General features: G+C 66.7%; 16 protein-coding genes and 2 pseudogenes. 8 read left to right on the plus strand and 10 right to left on the minus strand.

All coding sequences use genetic code 11. The features are described 5' to 3' along the window. Positions 1–12: 12 nt before the first annotated feature. The 3 genes and pseudogenes from AB0P18_RS14185 to AB0P18_RS14195 form a co-directional block, all read left to right on the plus strand. Positions 13–591: a TetR/AcrR family transcriptional regulator C-terminal ligand-binding domain-containing protein gene (locus AB0P18_RS14185; RefSeq protein ID WP_363360571.1), complete on the plus strand. Its 579-nt coding sequence runs from the start codon at positions 13–15 to the stop codon at positions 589–591. A 111-nt stretch (positions 592–702) separates the two neighbouring features. After that, positions 703–1047, plus strand: coding sequence for a non-heme iron oxygenase ferredoxin subunit (locus AB0P18_RS14190; protein ID WP_363360572.1), 345 nt, complete (start codon positions 703–705; stop codon positions 1045–1047). A gap of 20 nt (positions 1048–1067) precedes the next feature. After that, positions 1068–2105, plus strand: a pseudogene (locus AB0P18_RS14195) (FAD-dependent oxidoreductase); the annotation flags it as partial. A 57-nt stretch (positions 2106–2162) separates the two neighbouring features. Here AB0P18_RS14195 and AB0P18_RS14200 read toward each other — a convergent pair. The 8 genes and pseudogenes from AB0P18_RS14200 to nrdH all read right to left on the minus strand — a co-directional run. Then, positions 2163–2566 (minus strand): annotated as a pseudogene (locus tag AB0P18_RS14200) (transposase); the annotation flags it as partial. A gap of 171 nt (positions 2567–2737) precedes the next feature. Beyond that, positions 2738–3199, minus strand: a complete 462-nt coding sequence (locus AB0P18_RS14205; RefSeq protein WP_363360573.1) for a hypothetical protein — start codon at positions 3197–3199, stop codon at positions 2738–2740. Positions 3200–3372: 173 nt separating this feature from the next. Then, positions 3373–3597 carry a DNA-binding protein gene (locus AB0P18_RS14210; RefSeq protein WP_363360574.1) on the minus strand — a complete coding sequence of 75 codons (225 nt, stop codon included), beginning with the start codon at positions 3595–3597 and terminating at the stop codon, positions 3373–3375. Then, positions 3594–4955: a tyrosine-type recombinase/integrase gene (locus AB0P18_RS14215; RefSeq protein WP_363360575.1), complete on the minus strand. Its 1362-nt coding sequence runs from the start codon at positions 4953–4955 to the stop codon at positions 3594–3596. The genes AB0P18_RS14210 and AB0P18_RS14215 overlap by 4 nt, the downstream gene beginning before the upstream one ends. Before the next feature lie 364 nt (positions 4956–5319). Further along, a complete protein-coding gene (gene nrdF / locus AB0P18_RS14220) occupies positions 5320–6294 on the minus strand; it encodes a class 1b ribonucleoside-diphosphate reductase subunit beta (RefSeq protein ID WP_344054711.1) in 975 nt (324 codons plus the stop codon). Between the two features lie 35 nt (positions 6295–6329). Continuing rightward, the gene (gene nrdE, locus AB0P18_RS14225; protein ID WP_344054714.1) at positions 6330–8486 is read right to left on the minus strand and encodes a class 1b ribonucleoside-diphosphate reductase subunit alpha; all 2157 of its coding nucleotides are present in this window, start codon (positions 8484–8486) and stop codon (positions 6330–6332) included. Then, the gene (gene nrdI / locus AB0P18_RS14230; protein ID WP_344054716.1) at positions 8468–8902 is read right to left on the minus strand and encodes a class Ib ribonucleoside-diphosphate reductase assembly flavoprotein NrdI; all 435 of its coding nucleotides are present in this window, start codon (positions 8900–8902) and stop codon (positions 8468–8470) included. Before nrdI ends, nrdE begins: the two co-directional genes overlap by 19 nt. A gap of 4 nt (positions 8903–8906) precedes the next feature. Next, positions 8907–9140: a glutaredoxin-like protein NrdH gene (gene nrdH / locus AB0P18_RS14235; protein WP_344054718.1), complete on the minus strand. Its 234-nt coding sequence runs from the start codon at positions 9138–9140 to the stop codon at positions 8907–8909. A gap of 360 nt (positions 9141–9500) precedes the next feature. Here nrdH and AB0P18_RS14240 point away from each other — a divergent pair, with 360 nt between their 5' ends. After that, positions 9501–10706, plus strand: a complete 1206-nt coding sequence (locus AB0P18_RS14240) for an MFS transporter (protein ID WP_344054720.1) — start codon at positions 9501–9503, stop codon at positions 10704–10706. A 10-nt stretch (positions 10707–10716) separates the two neighbouring features. On the opposite strand, the gene AB0P18_RS14245 is transcribed toward AB0P18_RS14240, so the two are convergent. Further along, positions 10717–11121, minus strand: coding sequence for a pilus assembly protein CpaE (locus AB0P18_RS14245; RefSeq protein WP_363360576.1), 405 nt, complete (start codon positions 11119–11121; stop codon positions 10717–10719). Positions 11122–11176: 55 nt separating this feature from the next. Here AB0P18_RS14245 and AB0P18_RS14250 point away from each other — a divergent pair, with 55 nt between their 5' ends. Next, positions 11177–11935: an alpha/beta hydrolase gene (locus tag AB0P18_RS14250; protein ID WP_363360577.1), complete on the plus strand. Its 759-nt coding sequence runs from the start codon at positions 11177–11179 to the stop codon at positions 11933–11935. A 32-nt stretch (positions 11936–11967) separates the two neighbouring features. Here the strand turns inward: AB0P18_RS14250 and AB0P18_RS14255 are convergent, their stop codons facing one another. Further along, positions 11968–12966 carry a TIGR00341 family protein gene (locus AB0P18_RS14255; protein WP_363360578.1) on the minus strand — a complete coding sequence of 333 codons (999 nt, stop codon included), beginning with the start codon at positions 12964–12966 and terminating at the stop codon, positions 11968–11970. Between the two features lie 78 nt (positions 12967–13044). Here AB0P18_RS14255 and AB0P18_RS14260 point away from each other — a divergent pair, with 78 nt between their 5' ends. The 3 genes from AB0P18_RS14260 to AB0P18_RS14270 all read left to right on the plus strand — a co-directional run bounded on the left by AB0P18_RS14260 (position 13045) and on the right by AB0P18_RS14270 (position 15987). Continuing rightward, complete coding sequence (locus AB0P18_RS14260) at positions 13045–14217, plus strand: acyl-CoA dehydrogenase family protein (protein ID WP_363360579.1); 1173 nt, start codon at positions 13045–13047, stop codon at positions 14215–14217. A gap of 64 nt (positions 14218–14281) precedes the next feature. Further along, positions 14282–15553, plus strand: coding sequence for a DUF445 domain-containing protein (locus AB0P18_RS14265; protein WP_363360580.1), 1272 nt, complete (start codon positions 14282–14284; stop codon positions 15551–15553). An 89-nt stretch (positions 15554–15642) separates the two neighbouring features. Continuing rightward, positions 15643–15987, plus strand: a complete 345-nt coding sequence (locus AB0P18_RS14270) for a gamma-glutamylcyclotransferase family protein (RefSeq protein ID WP_363360581.1) — start codon at positions 15643–15645, stop codon at positions 15985–15987. Positions 15988–16016 lie beyond the last annotated feature (29 nt).

Below are 16016 nucleotides of genomic sequence, written 5' to 3' on the forward strand. Positions count from 1 at the left end.
TAGAGTCGACACATGGCCATTCGCAGTGAACAGAGCCGGCAGGCGATCCTTCAGTCGACGATGAAGCTGCTCGACGAACGCGAGCCTGGCTCGATGTCGGTGCAGCAGCTTTCGATCGAACGCATCGCCCGAGAGGCGGGTGTCAGCAAGACGACGATCTACCGCTGGTGGCCGGACAAGGCAGCCGTCATCATCGACACGTTCCTGGAGAACCACATTCTCCTCACCTCCATGCGCGAGGACCTGCCGCCCCTCGAGGCGCTCCGCGAGCATGTCGTCGCACTCGCCGCGGTGTACGCCGGGCACGAAGGTCGCCTCATGGCCCAACTCCTGGCCGAGAGCCAGTACGATCCCGCGACCCTCGAGGAATTCAAGGCTCAGTTCTGGCGTCCCCGACGCGAGGTCGTGAACCGGGTGATCGAGCGAGCGATCGAAGAAGGGTCGATCCGGGGCGACCGGAGTCCCGACGAGATCGCTGAGCACATCTACGCCCCGATCTACTTCAAACTCCTCTTCAAGGAGGGCTCTTTCGACCCCGAGACGATGCGGGCCGGCTTCGATCTCGCCCTCGAGGGCCTGGCTCCGCGGTAGCCCTCCTTCGCGATCAACCACGACGGCGGAGTCGGGGCAACGCTCGACAACCCGTCTCCTTTTCGATACGATACGTTCCGAATAGTGGTTCGTTTGCAAAGGGGCAAGGACATGGCCGCACGCATCGTCGCAGCGAAAGTGGGAGACGTCGTCGATGGCGAAGCCATCGTGGTCTCGAAGGCCGTGACGGGGACTGTCGATGACATCGCGCTCTTCTTGGATGACGGGGAGTACTACGCGCTGGACAACACCTGTTCGCACGAACTGGCTTCGCTCGCCGACGGCTGGATCGAGCGCGGGGTGGTGGAGTGCCCCACGCACACCGGCAGGTTCTGCCTGCGCGACGGCAAGGTCCTCTCCGCCCCTGCAACCGAGGACGTCGCGGCGCACCAGGTCCATGTCGACGGTGAGGAGATCGTCATCGTTCCCAATCCGGTTCGGCTTGCGACGCCGTGACCACGGGCATCGGGTCTGTCGTGATCGTTGGCGGCGGCCTCGCGGGACACACCCTCGCCGACGCGCTACGCGGTCGTGGATTCTCCGGACGCATCACCCTGATCGAGCGCGAGCCCGCCATGTACGACCGGCCCCCGCTGTCCAAGGCGGCGCTCGCGGAGGACTTTGCGCTCGAGAACATCGCTTTCGCCACGACTTCGCAGCTCGAAGACATGGACATCCAGGTACTGACCGGCAGAACGGTCGTCGGGCTCGACGGGGGTGCACAACTCGAAGACGGCACGATCGTCACCGGCGATGCGCTGGTCCTCGCGACGGGCGGACGCGCGCGCACGCTTCCTTTTCCCGGACACGACGCCCCGCTGGTGCATACGCTGCGCACCTTCGATGATGCCGTCCGCATCCGCCGGCACGCCCGAGCGGGCTGCCACGTGCTCGTCGTGGGGGCAGGGCTCATCGGAGCAGAGCTGACCTCGTCATTGCGCAACCGCGGGGCCCGGGTGACACTGCTCGATCCAGTGGAGACCCCTCTCGTTCCTGCCGCTGGTGAAGCGGTAGCTCGCCGCCTACACGCGATGCACGCAGACAACGGAGTCGAGGTCCGTGTGGGCACGGTGCGGGAGGTCATCTCCGGTTCGCCCGGAGAGGCGGTGCTCGATGACGGGACCCGACTGAGCGTCGACGCTGTCGTCGTCGGGGCGGGCATCCTGCCGAATGTGGAGCTGGCCCGGTCCGCGGGCCTGCCGGTCGAGGACGGCATCATCGTCGACCACGAGCACCGGGTCATCGACGGCATCTACGCAATCGGAGACGTCGCGCGCGCGCGGGAGCACGATGGCCAACTACGCCGTCGTCATGAGCATTGGGAAGCCGCTCAGCTGGACGCCCTCGAGCTCGCGGCCATCCTGGTGGGCGACGAGCCGGAACCCCGCGGCGTGGCGTGGTGGTGGAGCGACCGGTACGGCGTGCACGTCGAGGGCGTCGGACGGATGACCGGTGACGGCGAGACGGTGACGCGTGGCGATCACGCTGCGTTCCACCTGGTCGGCGACCAGCTGGTCGGTGCAGTTTCGCTCGATGACCCGATGACCGTCCGCGCCGCTCGACGGCTCGTTTCGCCACCGATAGTAGGGCTGGCGGGCGAGCTTGAGAACCCGGCACGACACCGTCACGGGGATCCCCGCGTCGGCGAGCTCAGCAACGAGCGGGTACGTCATTTTGGGGAGCCACCGAGTTTCAGGTTCGCCTGCGACAAATACGCCGCCGCGCGCCTGAGGACCTCGTTCTCCTGCTCGAGCAAGCGGATCCGCTTCTTCAACTCGCGTGCCTCCGCAGCATCCGCCGCGGTCTGACCAGGCCGATTGCCTTCCTCGACATCGGCCTGGCGGAGCCAGTTCTGCAGCGTCGCCTCGCTGATACCGAAGTCGGTGGCGATCTGTTTGATGGTGACGCCGCTCTCGCGGCGTCTTGCGACCGCGACGACGTCCTCGCGGAACTCTTGGGGATAGGGACCGGGCATGATGACATCCTTCCCGTCAGCGCCTCCCAGCACTAACGATCAGTTGTCACCGATTCGTTCCTCACGCCCTTATGAGTGAGTCGCTCTGCCCTACGGTCACGAATCACCGGTCGGCTCGAATGTGTGCACGCAGTCCGCCGAGACGACAGTGTCGCGTGCGTACCGACGACCTCACTCAGCATCAACCCGAGCTTCCTGCTGGCGCTCTTCGCGACGAAGTTCAATGCGGCCACGAACCACCTTGCGGTGATCATCGAGGTCGCCGAGACCGTGCGCGCGATATTGCAACGCCGGTTCCATCGGATTTGATTCGATTGCGCCCTCGCCGACACCGAAGTCCAGCAGCAAGTCAAGAACCGCGTATGCGCTTGCGGCGGACTCCTCCGACATGGCTCTCGGGATGTCCAGCTGGTCTTCGATACGTTCACGGGTGATCTCGCCGATCGTCAATCTGCCGAACGCGGGCGTGAGTTGCGTCCGAACGATGCGTTCGCACGTCGCGCAGGTTTCCGCGCTGGCATCCGAGAACGACCAGAGGTCATCGAGCCAACAGATGACGAGTTCGTGGAACGGATCGTGAGAGGTCAGCGAGCGCCACACGGAGAGTTCGGACGTTCGCAGTCGTTCGGTCATCCGCTCCTTCAACAAGGCTCGGGCACCGCCGGCGGTATCCCCCGTCGCAGTCACCCGATGCACCTCGTCATCCCACGTGCGGAGCCGCGCCGACGCACGGAATCGCCCAGCGTCAATGCGTTCCGTCGCGATCGTGCCGAGCTGGCCGAGCGAGAGCGGCGGTCGTCCGACCCTCATTTCGTGACGTCCCTTCTGTTCCTCGTCGGGATCTCCACGAGCATCCGTTGCCGGAGTTCGTCGAGGTCGACTCGGATGAGCCGGCCGACGAGATAGCCGTGCACCGTCCCATCCGAGATCCGACGTCGGACCGTCTTGATCGAGACCCCGAACTCCCCCGCCGCGACGGCCAGCGAGACGAGCGACCCTCGCGGCGCTTCTGGATGAGTACGAGCAGTCATGGCAGTACCTCCCGTGGTCTGATGCTTTCCTTGACTGATAGGTGTGCATCTCCGTCCAGCTGTGACTCATCGCCGTCTGACGATACGGAACGCAACCTCGCTTCGATGCGATCGCTCATCCGATCGGCGAGTTCGCGATCTCGCGCCAAGGTCGCGTGCTGATAGCGGAGAACGACCCGGATGTCCGAATGACCGCCACGACGCATGAGTTCGGCCAGCGTCGCGCCCTCTTGGGCGAAGATCGTCAGACCCGCATGCCGGAGGTCATGGAAGCGGAACCTCGGAGGCAAACCCGAGACCGCATCACGGCTGTCCATCCAGACATATCCCCAGCGCGTGTTCGACAGCGGCACGCTCCCGCGCAGGTTCGTCGGAACCAGTGGAGCTTTCGCCTCCGCCGCAACATGGTCACCCAAGTGCGCCCTGAGCCGGTCGAGCATGAGACGCGGGACGGCGAGCGACCTCCTGCCTGCCTCGCTCTTGAGCTCGCTTGAATAGTCGCCGGTGTTTGCGCTCAACTGGCGGCGCACGTGCAAGATCGCGCTGCCGTCGTCGAGCCAATCGATGTCGCGGCGCTGCAGTCCGAGGCACTCAGCTCGGCGCAACTGGCACCACGCGGCAAGCAGCACCATGATGGCCCACTGTTGTGGCGTCGCGTCGTAGAGCGCCTCTACCTGAGCTGGGGTCGCAACGTCGTCATCGAGGTCAGCGTCAGCATCCTTGATCACGGTCTCCTGCCGAGGAAGCGTCACCGCCGGCACCGCCGAGATCACCCCGTCTCGAGCAGCCTGTCGAAGGATCATCATCAGCACGGTGACAACGGGTCGCGTGACACCGTTGAATTTCGACTTCGGGTTCAGAGGCGACGGGATGCTGTCGAGGCGCAGGGTCAACGCCCGGATATGCTCCGCGTCGATCTCACGAATCGGCAGGTCACCGAACTCGGGAACCAGATAGCCGTCGATCTTTCCTTTGTAGGAGCGAACCGTGCCGAGCGCGCGCTGCTTTCCGTTCTTCTTCGGCTCCGTGCGCACCATCGTGATCCACCGACCTGCGTATTCGGAGAATCCGATGGTCCGAGCCTTCTCGGCGGCGGCTTCCGCTTTACGGCGCGCCGCGAGCGTCGAAGGGGGCTCCCACTCATGGCGGGCGATCGCGGTGTGGACACCGGCCAGCCAGATGCGGGCATCCGTCTTCGTGAGGAAGGTCAGCGGCTTGTCGTCCTCACTTCTCGCGGTGTAGGTCTCGCCGTCCGGTGCGGGGTAGCGGGCCTGCCAGCGACCTGAGGGGAGTTTCCGAAGGCTCCCCCATCCCTCCCGCTTCACGGCCGCGCTTCCGGTCGTCCTGGTGGTGCTCATCGTGCCCTCCTGTGACCCTGAGTGGACTCACGCGGGCAGGTGTGCCACTCCGTGCCACTGGGATTACCCGACAGGTGGAATGTTTCTCTCGTCAGGTCTTTTGCATCCCCGAAGGCGCCGCCTGTGGCACGTAGTGGCACGACGCCAGTGGCACGCCGATACTGAACTCCGGCCGGCGGACCACCCCGCTTCACCAGGAGAGGTGCGCTCGTGCCACCCGCGTGCCATCCGCAAATGTCGTTCATGTCCAACTCAGTCCTCCTCTGTCGGTCGCGAGAAGGCACGAAACAGGCCCGGATCCGCAGAATCCTGCGGGTCCGGGCCTGTCAGCCGCCCTGTGCGGGCGAAGTGGGTTCGGGGGCTTCTAGAAGTCCCAGTCCTCGTCTTCGGTGGCCTCGGCCTTGCCGATGACGTACGACGAACCGGAGCCGCTGAAGAAGTCGTGGTTCTCGTCGGCGTTCGGCGAGAGCGCCGAGAGGATCGCCGGGTTCACATTCGTCACGGTCGCCGGGAACATCGCTTCGTAGCCGAGGTTCATCAGGGCCTTGTTCGCGTTGTAGTGCAGGAACTTCTTGACGTCCTCGGTCAGGCCGACGCCGTCGTAGAGGTCCTGCGTGTACTGGATCTCGTTGTCGTAGAGCTCGTACAGGAGCGAGAACGTGTAGTCCTTGAGGTCGTCGCGCTCGGCCTGACCGACCCGCTCGAGACCCTTCTGGAACTTGTAGCCGATGTAGTAGCCGTGCACGGCCTCGTCGCGGATGATCAGGCGGATGAGATCGGCGGTGTTGGTGAGCTTCGCCCGCGACGACCAGTGCATCGGCAGGTAGAAGCCCGAGTAGAACAGGAAGCTCTCCAGCAGGGTGGAGGCCACCTTGCGCTTGAGCGGGCTGTCGCCGCGATAGTAGTCCATGACGATCTGCGCCTTCTTCTGCAGATTCGGGTTCTCCACCGACCAGCGGAACGCCTCGTCGATCTCCTTCGTCGAGCACAGCGTCGAGAAGATCGACGAATAGCTCTTCGCGTGCACGGACTCCATGAACGCGATGTTCGTGTAGACCGACTCCTCGTGCGGGGTGATCGCGTCCGGGATGAGCGAGACCGCGCCCACCGTGCCCTGGATCGTGTCGAGCAGGGTGAGGCCGGTGAACACGCGCATCGTGAGCAGCTGCTCGTCGGGGGTCAGCGTGTTCCACGACTGGATGTCATTGGACAGCGGCACCTTCTCGGGCAGCCAGAAGTTGTTCACGAGGCGGTTCCACACCTCGAGGTCCTTCTCGTCCTCGATGCGGTTCCAGTTGATGGCCTGCACCTGGTTCAGGAGCTGGAGCTTCTCGCTCATCTCTTCGTCTTTCTCGCAGTATTCGGGTCAGCGGGTCACAGCGTGCAGGAGACGCACTCGCTCATGTCGGTGCCCTCCAGCGCCATCTGACGGAGGCGGATGTAGTAGATCGTCTTGATGCCCTTGCGCCACGCGTAGATCTGGGCCTTGTTGATGTCGCGCGTGGTGGCGGTGTCCTTGAAGAACAGCGTGAGCGACAGTCCCTGGTCGACGTGCTGCGTCGCCGCGGCGTACGTGTCGATGACCTTCTCGTAGCCGATCTCGTACGCATCCTGGTAGTACTCCAGGTTGTCGTTCGTCATGAACGCCGCCGGGTAGTAGACGCGACCGAGCTTGCCTTCCTTGCGGATCTCGATCTTCGCCGCGATCGGGTGGATCGAACTCGTGGAGTTGTTGATGTACGAGATCGAGCCGGTCGGCGGGACGGCCTGCAGGTTCTGGTTGTAGATGCCGTGCGCCTGGATCGACGCCTTCAGCGCTCGCCAGTCGTCCTGCGTGGGGATGTGGTGACCGGCGAACATGTCCTTGACCTTGTCGGTCGCGGGCACCCACTCCTGCTCGATGTACTTGTCGAAGAACTCCCCCGACGCGTACGTCGAGTCGGCGAACCCGTCGAAGGCCTCGCCGCGCTCGATCGCGATCTTGTTCGACGCCGTGAGCGCGTGGAAGAGCACCGAGTAGAAGTAGATGTTCGTGAAATCGACACCCTCTTCCGAGCCGTAGTAGACGTGCTCGCGCGCGAGATAGCCGTGCAGGTTCATCTGGCCGAGACCGATCGCGTGCGATCGGTCGTTGCCGCTCTCGATCGAGCGCACCGAGGCGATGTGGCTCTGGTCGCTCACGGCGGTGAGGGCACGGATGCTGGTGTCCACCGTCCGGGCGAGATCACCGCCGTCCATCGCCAGGGCGATGTTGAGCGAACCCAGGTTGCAAGAGATGTCCTTGCCGACCTCCTGGTACGAGAGGTCCTCGTTGTACGTGGTCGGAGTGTTGACCTGCAGGATCTCCGAGCACAGGTTGGACATGTTGATCCGGCCCTTGATCGGGTTGGCCTTGTTCACCGTGTCCTCGAACATGATGTACGGGTAGCCCGACTCGAACTGGATCTCGGCGAGGGTCTGGAAGAACTCGCGTGCGTTGATCTTGGTCTTCTTGATGCGCGCGTCGTCGACCATCTCGCGGTACTTCTCGGTGACCGAGATGTCGCCGAACGGCACGCCGTAGACGCGCTCGACGTCGTACGGCGAGAAGAGGTACATGTCCTCGCCGTTCTTGGCGAGCTCGAACGTGATGTCGGGCACGACGACGCCCAGCGACAGGGTCTTGATGCGGATCTTCTCGTCGGCGTTCTCGCGCTTGGTGTCCAGGAACCGCAGGATGTCGGGGTGGTGGGCGCTGAGGTACACCGCGCCGGCGCCCTGGCGGGCACCCAGCTGATTGGCGTAGCTGAAGCTGTCTTCGAGGAGCTTCATCACGGGGATGATGCCGGAGGACTGGTTCTCGATCTGCTTGATCGGCGCACCCGACTCGCGGATGTTCGACAGGAGCAGCGCGACGCCGCCGCCGCGCTTGGACAGCTGCAGCGAGGAGTTGATGCCCCGCGAGATCGACTCCATGTTGTCTTCGATGCGCAGCAGGAAGCACGAGACGAGTTCGCCGCGCTGCGCCTTGCCGGCGTTGAGGAATGTCGGTGTGGCCGGCTGGAAGCGCCCGGAGAGGATCTCGTCGACGAGGTTCGTCGCGAGCTTCTCATCGCCGTCGGCGAGCGCGAGGGCGGTCATCACGACACGGTCCTCGAAGCGCTCGAGGTAGCGCTTGCCGTCGAAGGTCTTCAGCGTGTAGCTCGTGTAGTACTTGAACGCACCGAGGAACGTCTCGAAGCGGAACTTCTTGCCGTAGGCGAAGTCGTTCAGCTGCTGGATGAACTCGAACGGGTACTTCGCGAGCACGGTCGGCTCGTAGTACTCCTTCTCGACCAGGTAGTCCAGCCGCTCCTTGAGCGAGTGGAAGAACACCGTGTTCTGGTTCACGTGCTGGAGGAAGTACTCGCGTGCGGCGCGCTTGTCGGCGTCGAACTGGATGTTCCCGTTCTCGTCGTACAGATTCAGCATCGCGTTGAGCGCGTGATAATCCATGCCGTCGAAGCGGGCCTCCGTCTTGAAGGTTCCCTCGGTCACTGCAGATGCCACCATCGATCCAATCCGTCGCTCACGCGATCCACGTCTTCGGGTGTGCCGAACAATTCGAGCCGGTACAAGTGGGGCACATCGCACTTGCGGCTGATGATGTCGCCGGCGAGACAGAAGGACTCGCCGAAATTCGTGTTCCCCGCGGAGATGACCCCGCGGAGGTGTCGCCTGTTGCGCTCGTCGTTGAGGAAACGGACGACCTGTTTGGGCACCGCCCCTTTCTCCTCGCCGCGACCCTGGCCACCCCCGTACGTGGGGGTGACCAGAACGAACGGCTCGTCGATCACGAGCGGCGGTTCGTTCGGGTGCAGCGGGATCCGGGATGCCGGCAGGCCGAGCTTCTGGATGAAGCGGGCGGTGTTGCCGGAGGTGCTGGAGAAGAAGACGAGCAGCGGCGCGCTCGTCGCGACCGCGCTCATCGGATCAGGCCAGGCGCGAGGCGAGCTCGTCGATCTTGTCGGGCCGGAAGCCCGACCAGTGGTCCTCATCGGTGATGACGACCGGCGCCTGCAGGTAGCCGAGGGCCTTGACCTGCTCGAGCGCCGCGGGGTCCTGCGAGAGGTCGAGGACGTCGTATTCGATGCCCTTCGAGTCGAGCGCACGGTAGGTCGCCGTGCACTGCACGCAGGAGGGCTTGGTGTAGACGGTGATCGACATGTGTGATCCGTTCTCCCTCAAAATTCAGTGTCTGATCCGGCAGGCCGCCACCGGGAGTCCAATACTACATATGGGTACGGACATTGGATAGCACCACAAGGGGTAGTAGTTACATCCGTGTAGTTTTGCACCGCTCTCCACATGTACAACACAGGTTCTCCACCGTTTCATCCACAGGCGACGACGTTCGCGCGAACCTGGAAAAAGCCTGAATCGCGCCGCTTTCGCGACCCTGCGGAGCCTCTGTCCACAGTCCGCACGGTACGCCGGGCCCCCGACATCGGATACGCCTGTGGAATGCGCGCTTGGGCGTGTCGCGGCGTGTCGCACGGCATCCCTCACCGCGAGTAGCGTGGAGCGGTGGCGGGCTACCGGGATCTTCTGCGCACACCGGGGGTGGCGCGCATCATGGCGGCGCAGCTGACGGCGCGCTTCCCCAACGGCATGACGAGCCTGGCGGTGCTGCTGCACATCGAGCACGTCACCGGCTCGTACGGCGCGGCCGGTCTCGTCCTGGGCGCCACCTCGGTCGGCCAGGCGATCGCCGGTCCGGTCACGAGCCGCTGGATGGGCGTGTGGGGAATGCGCCGCGTCCTGACGACGACCCTCGTGATCTGCGCGATCGCGATCACCGCGATCGCGCTCCTCGAGACCATCGTCCCCGTGTACATGGTGCTCGGCCTCATCGCGGGCCTGTCCACTCCGCCCGTGCAGTCGGCGGTCCGCACGATCTACCCGAAGATGGTCAACTCGCGCCAGCTGACCCCGCTGTTCTCGTTCGACGCCTCGCTCCAGGAGGTCATCTGGATCGTCGCCCCCGTCGTGATCACCGTCGTCGCCACCCAGGTCGGCACGGTGCAGGCGCTGCTGCTCATCGTCGTGATCCTCGCCAGCGGCGGCGCGTGGTTCATCCTCTCCCCCGAAGTCGGACGCGTGCGCATCCCCCGCAGCCGTCGGAGCCTCGGCAAAGTCCTCGCCAAGCCCCAGGTGCTGCTGGCCACGATCGTCGGCTTCCTGCTGATCGGCGCCTGCTCCGCGGTCGAGGCCGGCGTCGTCGCGACCTTCGACCACGGCGGTCTCGAGGCGGGTCTCGTGCTGGCGGTCTTCTCCGTCGGGAGCCTGGCGGGCGGGCTTTCGTTCGGCCACATCCCGATCGGCCGGTGGGCGATGGCCCGGCGCCTCGGGATCGTCGCGGTGGGCCTGTGCCTGACGATGCTCTCGCTCAACATCTTCTGGATCGGCGGCACCCTGTTCCTGGCGGGCATCGGCATCGCCCCGGCGCTCGCGGTCCTGTTCGCGATGACGAGCGCGAGCGTCAAGTTCAGCGAGACCGCCGAGGCCTACGGCTGGATCGGCACCGGCCAGCTGATCGGCGCCGCCGCCGGCTCGGCGATCGCGGGCTTCCTGATCGACGGCGTCGGTCCGCAGGGCGCGTACGCGGCGGCCGCGGGGTTCGCCGTCGTCGGCACGATCGTCTCGGTCGCGTGCGTGCGGGCCTTCCCCGATCTGCGCCACCGCGACCCCAGTCCGATCCCCGACACCGAGCCGGTCGGCACGATCACGTGACGGACCGCGCTCAGGCGATGCGGCGCAGAAGCTCCAGCACGGCGAGCGCATAGGCATCCGCCGGTTCGGGGTGCTCGAACACGAAGACCTCGTCGGCGACCACGATCTCCACCTCGTGCGTGTCACTGAGCCGCCGGAGCGCGCGGAAGGCGCCGCGCAGCAGCTCGCGCAGCTGGCTCTCGTGCGGGAGCCACAGCGCGTCCTCCAGGGCGACGGAGTCCAGCGCCCACTCCGTGGTGCCGTTGAACGCCAGGATCTGCCCGGTCGGATACTCCCGCGGCTCGATTGTCATCTCACTCACGGTGAAGACGTCCGCGTCGAACTCCGGCTCGTTGAGCTGGAACCGGTCGCCGGAGCGGGGGTGCCACACGAGCCCCGCCTGACGCAGGGCGAGCGCGGATTCCGTGGAGATCATGTCCTCCATCTTCGCCGGTGCCGAGACCGATGAGGCCCGATCGTAGGCTGGTGGCATGCCCGCTCCCCTCACCCTGCCCCGCATCCGCTGGGGCGATCCCGCCGCCGACCGGCGCGCGCTGCTCGTGCACGGCCTCGGATCCAACGGGCCGCTCATGTGGCGCTTCGGTGTCGCGCTGGCCGATGACGGGTGGTTCGCCGAGGCCGTCGACCTGCGCGGGCACGGCACCGCGCCGCGTGCACTGGACTACTCGATCGACGCGTACGCGGCCGACCTCCGCATCACGCGTCCCACCCACGGTCTCGGCTGGGATCTGGTGATCGCCCACTCGCTCGGCGGCGCCGCGGCCACCCTGGTGGCGGCATCCGATCAGGGGTGGACCGAGCGGCTCGTGCTCGTGGATCCCGCGATCCACCTCGCGGCCCGCGACCGCGACATCGTGCGGGCGAGTCAGGAGCGGTCCTTCGCAGACCCGACCGAAACGGCCGTGCGCGCCGAGCACCCGCATTGGCACCCGCACGATGTCGAGCTGAAAGCGCTGTCGGCGCAGCAGGCGAGCCGCTGGGCGGTCGAGCAGACCAGCGAGCAGAACGCGGCGTGGGACGTGCGGGATGCCGCATCACGCCTGTCCGTGCCGACGCATGTCATCGGGTCCGACCCGAAGGTGTACTCGATCTTCACCGGGCCGCTCGCCGAAGAGGTGCTGCGCAATCCGCACGTGACGATGTCGGTGGTCGCCGGCGCCGGCCACTCGCCGCACCGCGACAAGCCCGAGGCCACGATCGCCGCGCTGCGGCAGGCCGTCGAGGCCTGACGCGCGTCGCGTCCCGTAGGCATCGGCGTGCGTCACCGCACGACGATCTCCTCGCCCTGACCGACGTCGACGATCACGCCGACGAAGCTCGGCACCGCGGCGTCGAGCAGGTCCCGGAAGTCATCGGTCGACGGCGTCCGGCCGTCCGCGGTCAGCACGTCGATCGTCGCGGTCGTGCCGGTCCACTCCACCTCGCCCACGCGTGATCCGTCTTCGTCCTCGAGCCAGGCGACCGCGGTCTGCTGAATCGCGACCGACCATCGCGCCAGCGCGACCGTCACGATCGAGTTCGCCGCGAGCGGCAGCGCGACGATCAGCGCGAGGATCGTCACGACGATGTAGGCCCGGCGCCGGTTGGCCACCGGTGAAGAGCTCGGGTCCTTCGCGTACCCGCCCATCGTGAAGACGATGCTCCCTGCGATCACGAGCGCGATGACATTGGAGAGGAACAGCACCAGGGCGCCCAGCGCGTCGCCCCACTGCCCCTGCCCCGCCGTGACGCCGACCACGCCCAGCGGCGGAACGAGCGAGATCGAGATCGCGACGCCGGGGAGGATGGCGCTGAGGTCTCGGCGGCACATCGCGAAACCTCCGGCGAATCCGGTCGCGAGCGCTGCCACGAGGTCCATCAGACTGGGCGACGTGCGCCCGAGGACCTGGGCGTTGGTCTCCAGGCTCTGCGGTGTCGCGACGAACAGGCTGAACGCGAGTCCCAGCACGACGACGATCGCGAGTCCGAGCAGAACCCACAGGATCGAGCGCAGCACGAGACTCAGATGCCCCGTGACGATCCCGAGCGCGATGCCGAGGATCGGGGTGCCGAGCGGCGCGATGATCATGGCTCCGATCACGGTCGCTGTCGAGTCGGCGAGGACGCCCGCGATCGCGATCGTGGCGGCCAGCACGAGCATGATCAGGAAGCCCGTCCGCTTTCCCAGTCTGTCGCCGTAGCTCAGATCGAGAGCCTCGTTCAACGCCTCGATCGGCTGGCGCTGCGAGGGCGGGATGAGCGTCTGGGTGAGGCGAGGCATGGCGTGCTCCTTCGGCGTCCTGCGGCGAGAGTACCGCCGCCGAGGCCCGCGACCCGGTCGCGGCGGGAGAATGGTGTGGTGAGCGACTTCGACCCGGCCGGCATCCTTCCCGACGACCTGCTGGACCGCATCCGGGAACGGGCGGCCGCGCACGATCGCGAGAACACGTTCCCGCACGACGACCTCACCGACCTCCGCGCGGCGGGATATCTGTCTGTCCTCGTGCCGAGCGCGCTCGGCGGGGCGGGCCTGAGCCTGGCCGAGGTATCGCTCCTGCAGCAGCGCCTCGCCGGGGCGGCCCCCGCGACCGCGCTCGCGATCAACATGCATCTGGTCTGGACGGGCGTCGCGAAGGTGCTCGCCGACCGCGGCATCGACGACCTGCGGTTCGTCCAGACCGGCGCGGTCGCGGGTGAGGTCTTCGCCTTCGGCATCAGCGAAGCCGGCAACGATCTCGTGCTCCTCGGCAGCGACACGGATGCCGTGCCCCAGCCGGACGGCGGATACGGCTTCACCGGGACGAAGATCTTCACCTCGCTCTCCCCGGTGTGGACGCAGCTCGGCCTGCATGGACTGGACACCACGTCACCGGACGGACCGCGCATGGTCTACGCGTTCGTCCCGCGCGCCGAGGAGGCCGCCGGCCGTCTGAGCGTCAAGGACGACTGGGACACCTTGGGCATGCGGGGCACGCAGTCACGGACGACGCGACTGGACGGCGCCCTCGCACCGGCCGACCGCATCGTGCGGCGCCTCGCGCCCGGCCCGAACCCCGATCCGCTCGTGTTCGGCATCTTCAGCGTCTTCGAGATCCTGCTGGCCTCGGTGTACACCGGGATCGCTCGTCGGGCTCTCGAGCTGGCCGTGCAGACGGCGACCGCTCGCGCGTCGAAGAAGACCGGGCTCCCCTACAGCCAGGATCCCGACATCCGCTGGCGCATCGCCGAGATGGCGCTCGTGTACGACGCCCTGCCGCCCGAGCTCGCGTCGATCAGCCGCGACGTCGACGAGAGCGCCGATCACGGTGCGCAGTGGTTCGCGCTGCTCTCCGGCGTCAAGCATCGTGCCGTGACGATGGCCAAGCGCGTCGTGGACGAGGCGATGCTCGTCGCCGGCGGCGCGTCCTACTTCTCCTCCGCCGAACTCAGCAGGCTGTACCGAGACGTCCTGGCCGGGCAGTTCCACCCGTCCGACCCGGAATCCGCGCACGCCACCGTCGCGGCCGCGTGGCTCGGCCCGCTGCAGCCCTGACGCGCTGCGGTCTTCCTGAGAGCGGCACGACCGTACGCCACGAACCGCGTGCGATGCTGGCGGGATGACCCGCACCCCCACCGCGCTGCTGAGTCCGGCAGATCAGGAGCGTCGCCGCGGGCTGCGGCTCATGAAGGGCGTCGCCCTCGGCGCACTGCTGTTCATGGCGGTGCTGTTCGTGATCGCGTTCGCCTTCCAGGAGCAGTACCCGCCGCTCGCCTACGTCCGCGCGTTCGCGGAGGGCGGCATGGTGGGAGCGCTCGCCGACTGGTTCGCGGTGACCGCGCTGTTCCGGCATCCGCTCGGCATCCCGATCCCGCACACCGCGATCATCCCGAACCGCAAGGACGAGATCGGCCGCAACCTGGGTGAGTTCGTCGAGACCGAGTTCCTGCGTGGCGACGTCGTGCGCACGAAGCTCGAGGAGACGGCGATCGCGGCGAAGCTCGGCGAATGGCTGAGCGTCCCCGTGCATGCCGAGCGAGTCGGAGCGGAGGGATCGCTCATGGCGGCGGGGATCCTGCGCGCCCTGAGCGACGACGACGTCAGCGACATCATCGAGGACCTCGCCCGCAAGCACCTGATCAATCCCGAGTGGGGACCGCCGCTCGGCGGCTGGCTCGGGCGGATCGTCGAGTCCGGCGCCCACCACGGCGCGGTCGATCTCGCGATCGACAGCATCGCCACCTGGCTGAGCTCCAATCAGGCGTCGTTCTCCGGACTCGTCTCACGCCGCCTGCCGGCGTGGGTCCCCTCGGTCGCCTCGCGCCTGGTCGATGACACGGTCTACAACGAGGCCGTCAAGTTCGTCGCGGCCGTGAAGGCCGACCCCCGGCATCCGGCCCGCATCGCGATCGACGGCTACCTCGCGCGTCTGTCGGACAACCTGCAGCACGACCCCGTGACGATGGCACGTCTGGAGGAGACCAAAGCGACGCTGTTCGACAGCCCGCGCGTGCGCGAACTCGCCGCCGAGGCGTGGAACACCGCGAAGGCCGGGCTGCTGGACTCCCTCGCCGACCCCGGGAGCGGGCTGCGGCGGCGCATCGCCCAGGCCCTCGCCGAGATCGGCACGAGACTCACGACGGATGCCGCCCTCCAGCGCCGCGTCGACGGCTGGGTCACCGATGCCGCGGTCTTCCTCGTGGACCGTTACCGGCACGACATCGCCTCGATCATCACCGACACGGTCGAGCGGTGGGACGCCGCCGAGACGACCGAGAAGATCGAGCTCATGGTCGGTCGCGACCTGCAGTACATCCGCCTGAACGGCACCGTCGTGGGCGCTCTCGCGGGCCTGGTGATCTTCTCGATCGCGCACGCGCTGCTCGGCTGAGGGCACCGCCGGTTTCGGGCCGGTGAACCCTGCGTCACCGAATGTCACACCCCCTCGGCGACGACGGTCGCGCGGAGTACCCTGATGCCGTGGCAGCTCCCGATCAGCTCCTGTTCAGCTATGGCACCCTGCAGAATCCCGACGTGCAGCTCGACACGTTCGGCCGACTTCTCGACGTCGAGGACGACGCGCTGCCCGGGTACACCGTCGACTACGCGGAGATCGAGGACCCGCGGGTGGTCGACCTGTCCGGACTGTCGGTCCATCCGGTCGTGCGACCGACCGGGAACGCGCTGGACAAGGTGACCGGCAAGGTCCTGCGGGTGACGGAGGACGAACTGGACGCCGCGGACGAGTACGAGGTGGCGCTGTACCGCCGGGTGCAGGTGCGGCTGCGGAGCGGGCGCGCGGCGTGGGTGTACGTCTCGAACTGAGCGGATCGCTCCCGCGGGGGTAGCGTCGG

Origin of the sequence: Microbacterium sp. NPDC064584 (assembly GCF_040687315.1) — a bacterium.
Lineage (GTDB): Bacteria > Actinomycetota > Actinomycetes > Actinomycetales > Microbacteriaceae > Microbacterium > Microbacterium lacus.

Excerpts from the sequence above, each read along its gene's own strand:
- AB0P18_RS14185 (WP_363360571.1), top strand. The coding sequence starts at position 13 with ATGGCCATTCGCAGTGAACAGAGCCGGCAGGCGATCCTTCAGTCGACG.
- AB0P18_RS14190 (WP_363360572.1), top strand. The coding sequence starts at position 703 with ATGGCCGCACGCATCGTCGCAGCGAAAGTGGGAGACGTCGTCGATGGC.
- AB0P18_RS14205 (WP_363360573.1), bottom strand. The coding sequence starts at position 3,199 with ATGACCGAACGACTGCGAACGTCCGAACTCTCCGTGTGGCGCTCGCTG.
- AB0P18_RS14210 (WP_363360574.1), bottom strand. The coding sequence starts at position 3,597 with ATGACTGCTCGTACTCATCCAGAAGCGCCGCGAGGGTCGCTCGTCTCG.
- AB0P18_RS14215 (WP_363360575.1), bottom strand. The coding sequence starts at position 4,955 with ATGAGCACCACCAGGACGACCGGAAGCGCGGCCGTGAAGCGGGAGGGA.
- nrdF (WP_344054711.1), bottom strand. The coding sequence starts at position 6,294 with ATGAGCGAGAAGCTCCAGCTCCTGAACCAGGTGCAGGCCATCAACTGG.
- nrdE (WP_344054714.1), bottom strand. The coding sequence starts at position 8,486 with ATGGTGGCATCTGCAGTGACCGAGGGAACCTTCAAGACGGAGGCCCGC.
- nrdI (WP_344054716.1), bottom strand. The coding sequence starts at position 8,902 with ATGAGCGCGGTCGCGACGAGCGCGCCGCTGCTCGTCTTCTTCTCCAGC.
- nrdH (WP_344054718.1), bottom strand. The coding sequence starts at position 9,140 with ATGTCGATCACCGTCTACACCAAGCCCTCCTGCGTGCAGTGCACGGCG.
- AB0P18_RS14245 (WP_363360576.1), bottom strand. The coding sequence starts at position 11,121 with ATGATCTCCACGGAATCCGCGCTCGCCCTGCGTCAGGCGGGGCTCGTG.
- AB0P18_RS14250 (WP_363360577.1), top strand. The coding sequence starts at position 11,177 with ATGCCCGCTCCCCTCACCCTGCCCCGCATCCGCTGGGGCGATCCCGCC.
- AB0P18_RS14255 (WP_363360578.1), bottom strand. The coding sequence starts at position 12,966 with ATGCCTCGCCTCACCCAGACGCTCATCCCGCCCTCGCAGCGCCAGCCG.
- AB0P18_RS14265 (WP_363360580.1), top strand. The coding sequence starts at position 14,282 with ATGACCCGCACCCCCACCGCGCTGCTGAGTCCGGCAGATCAGGAGCGT.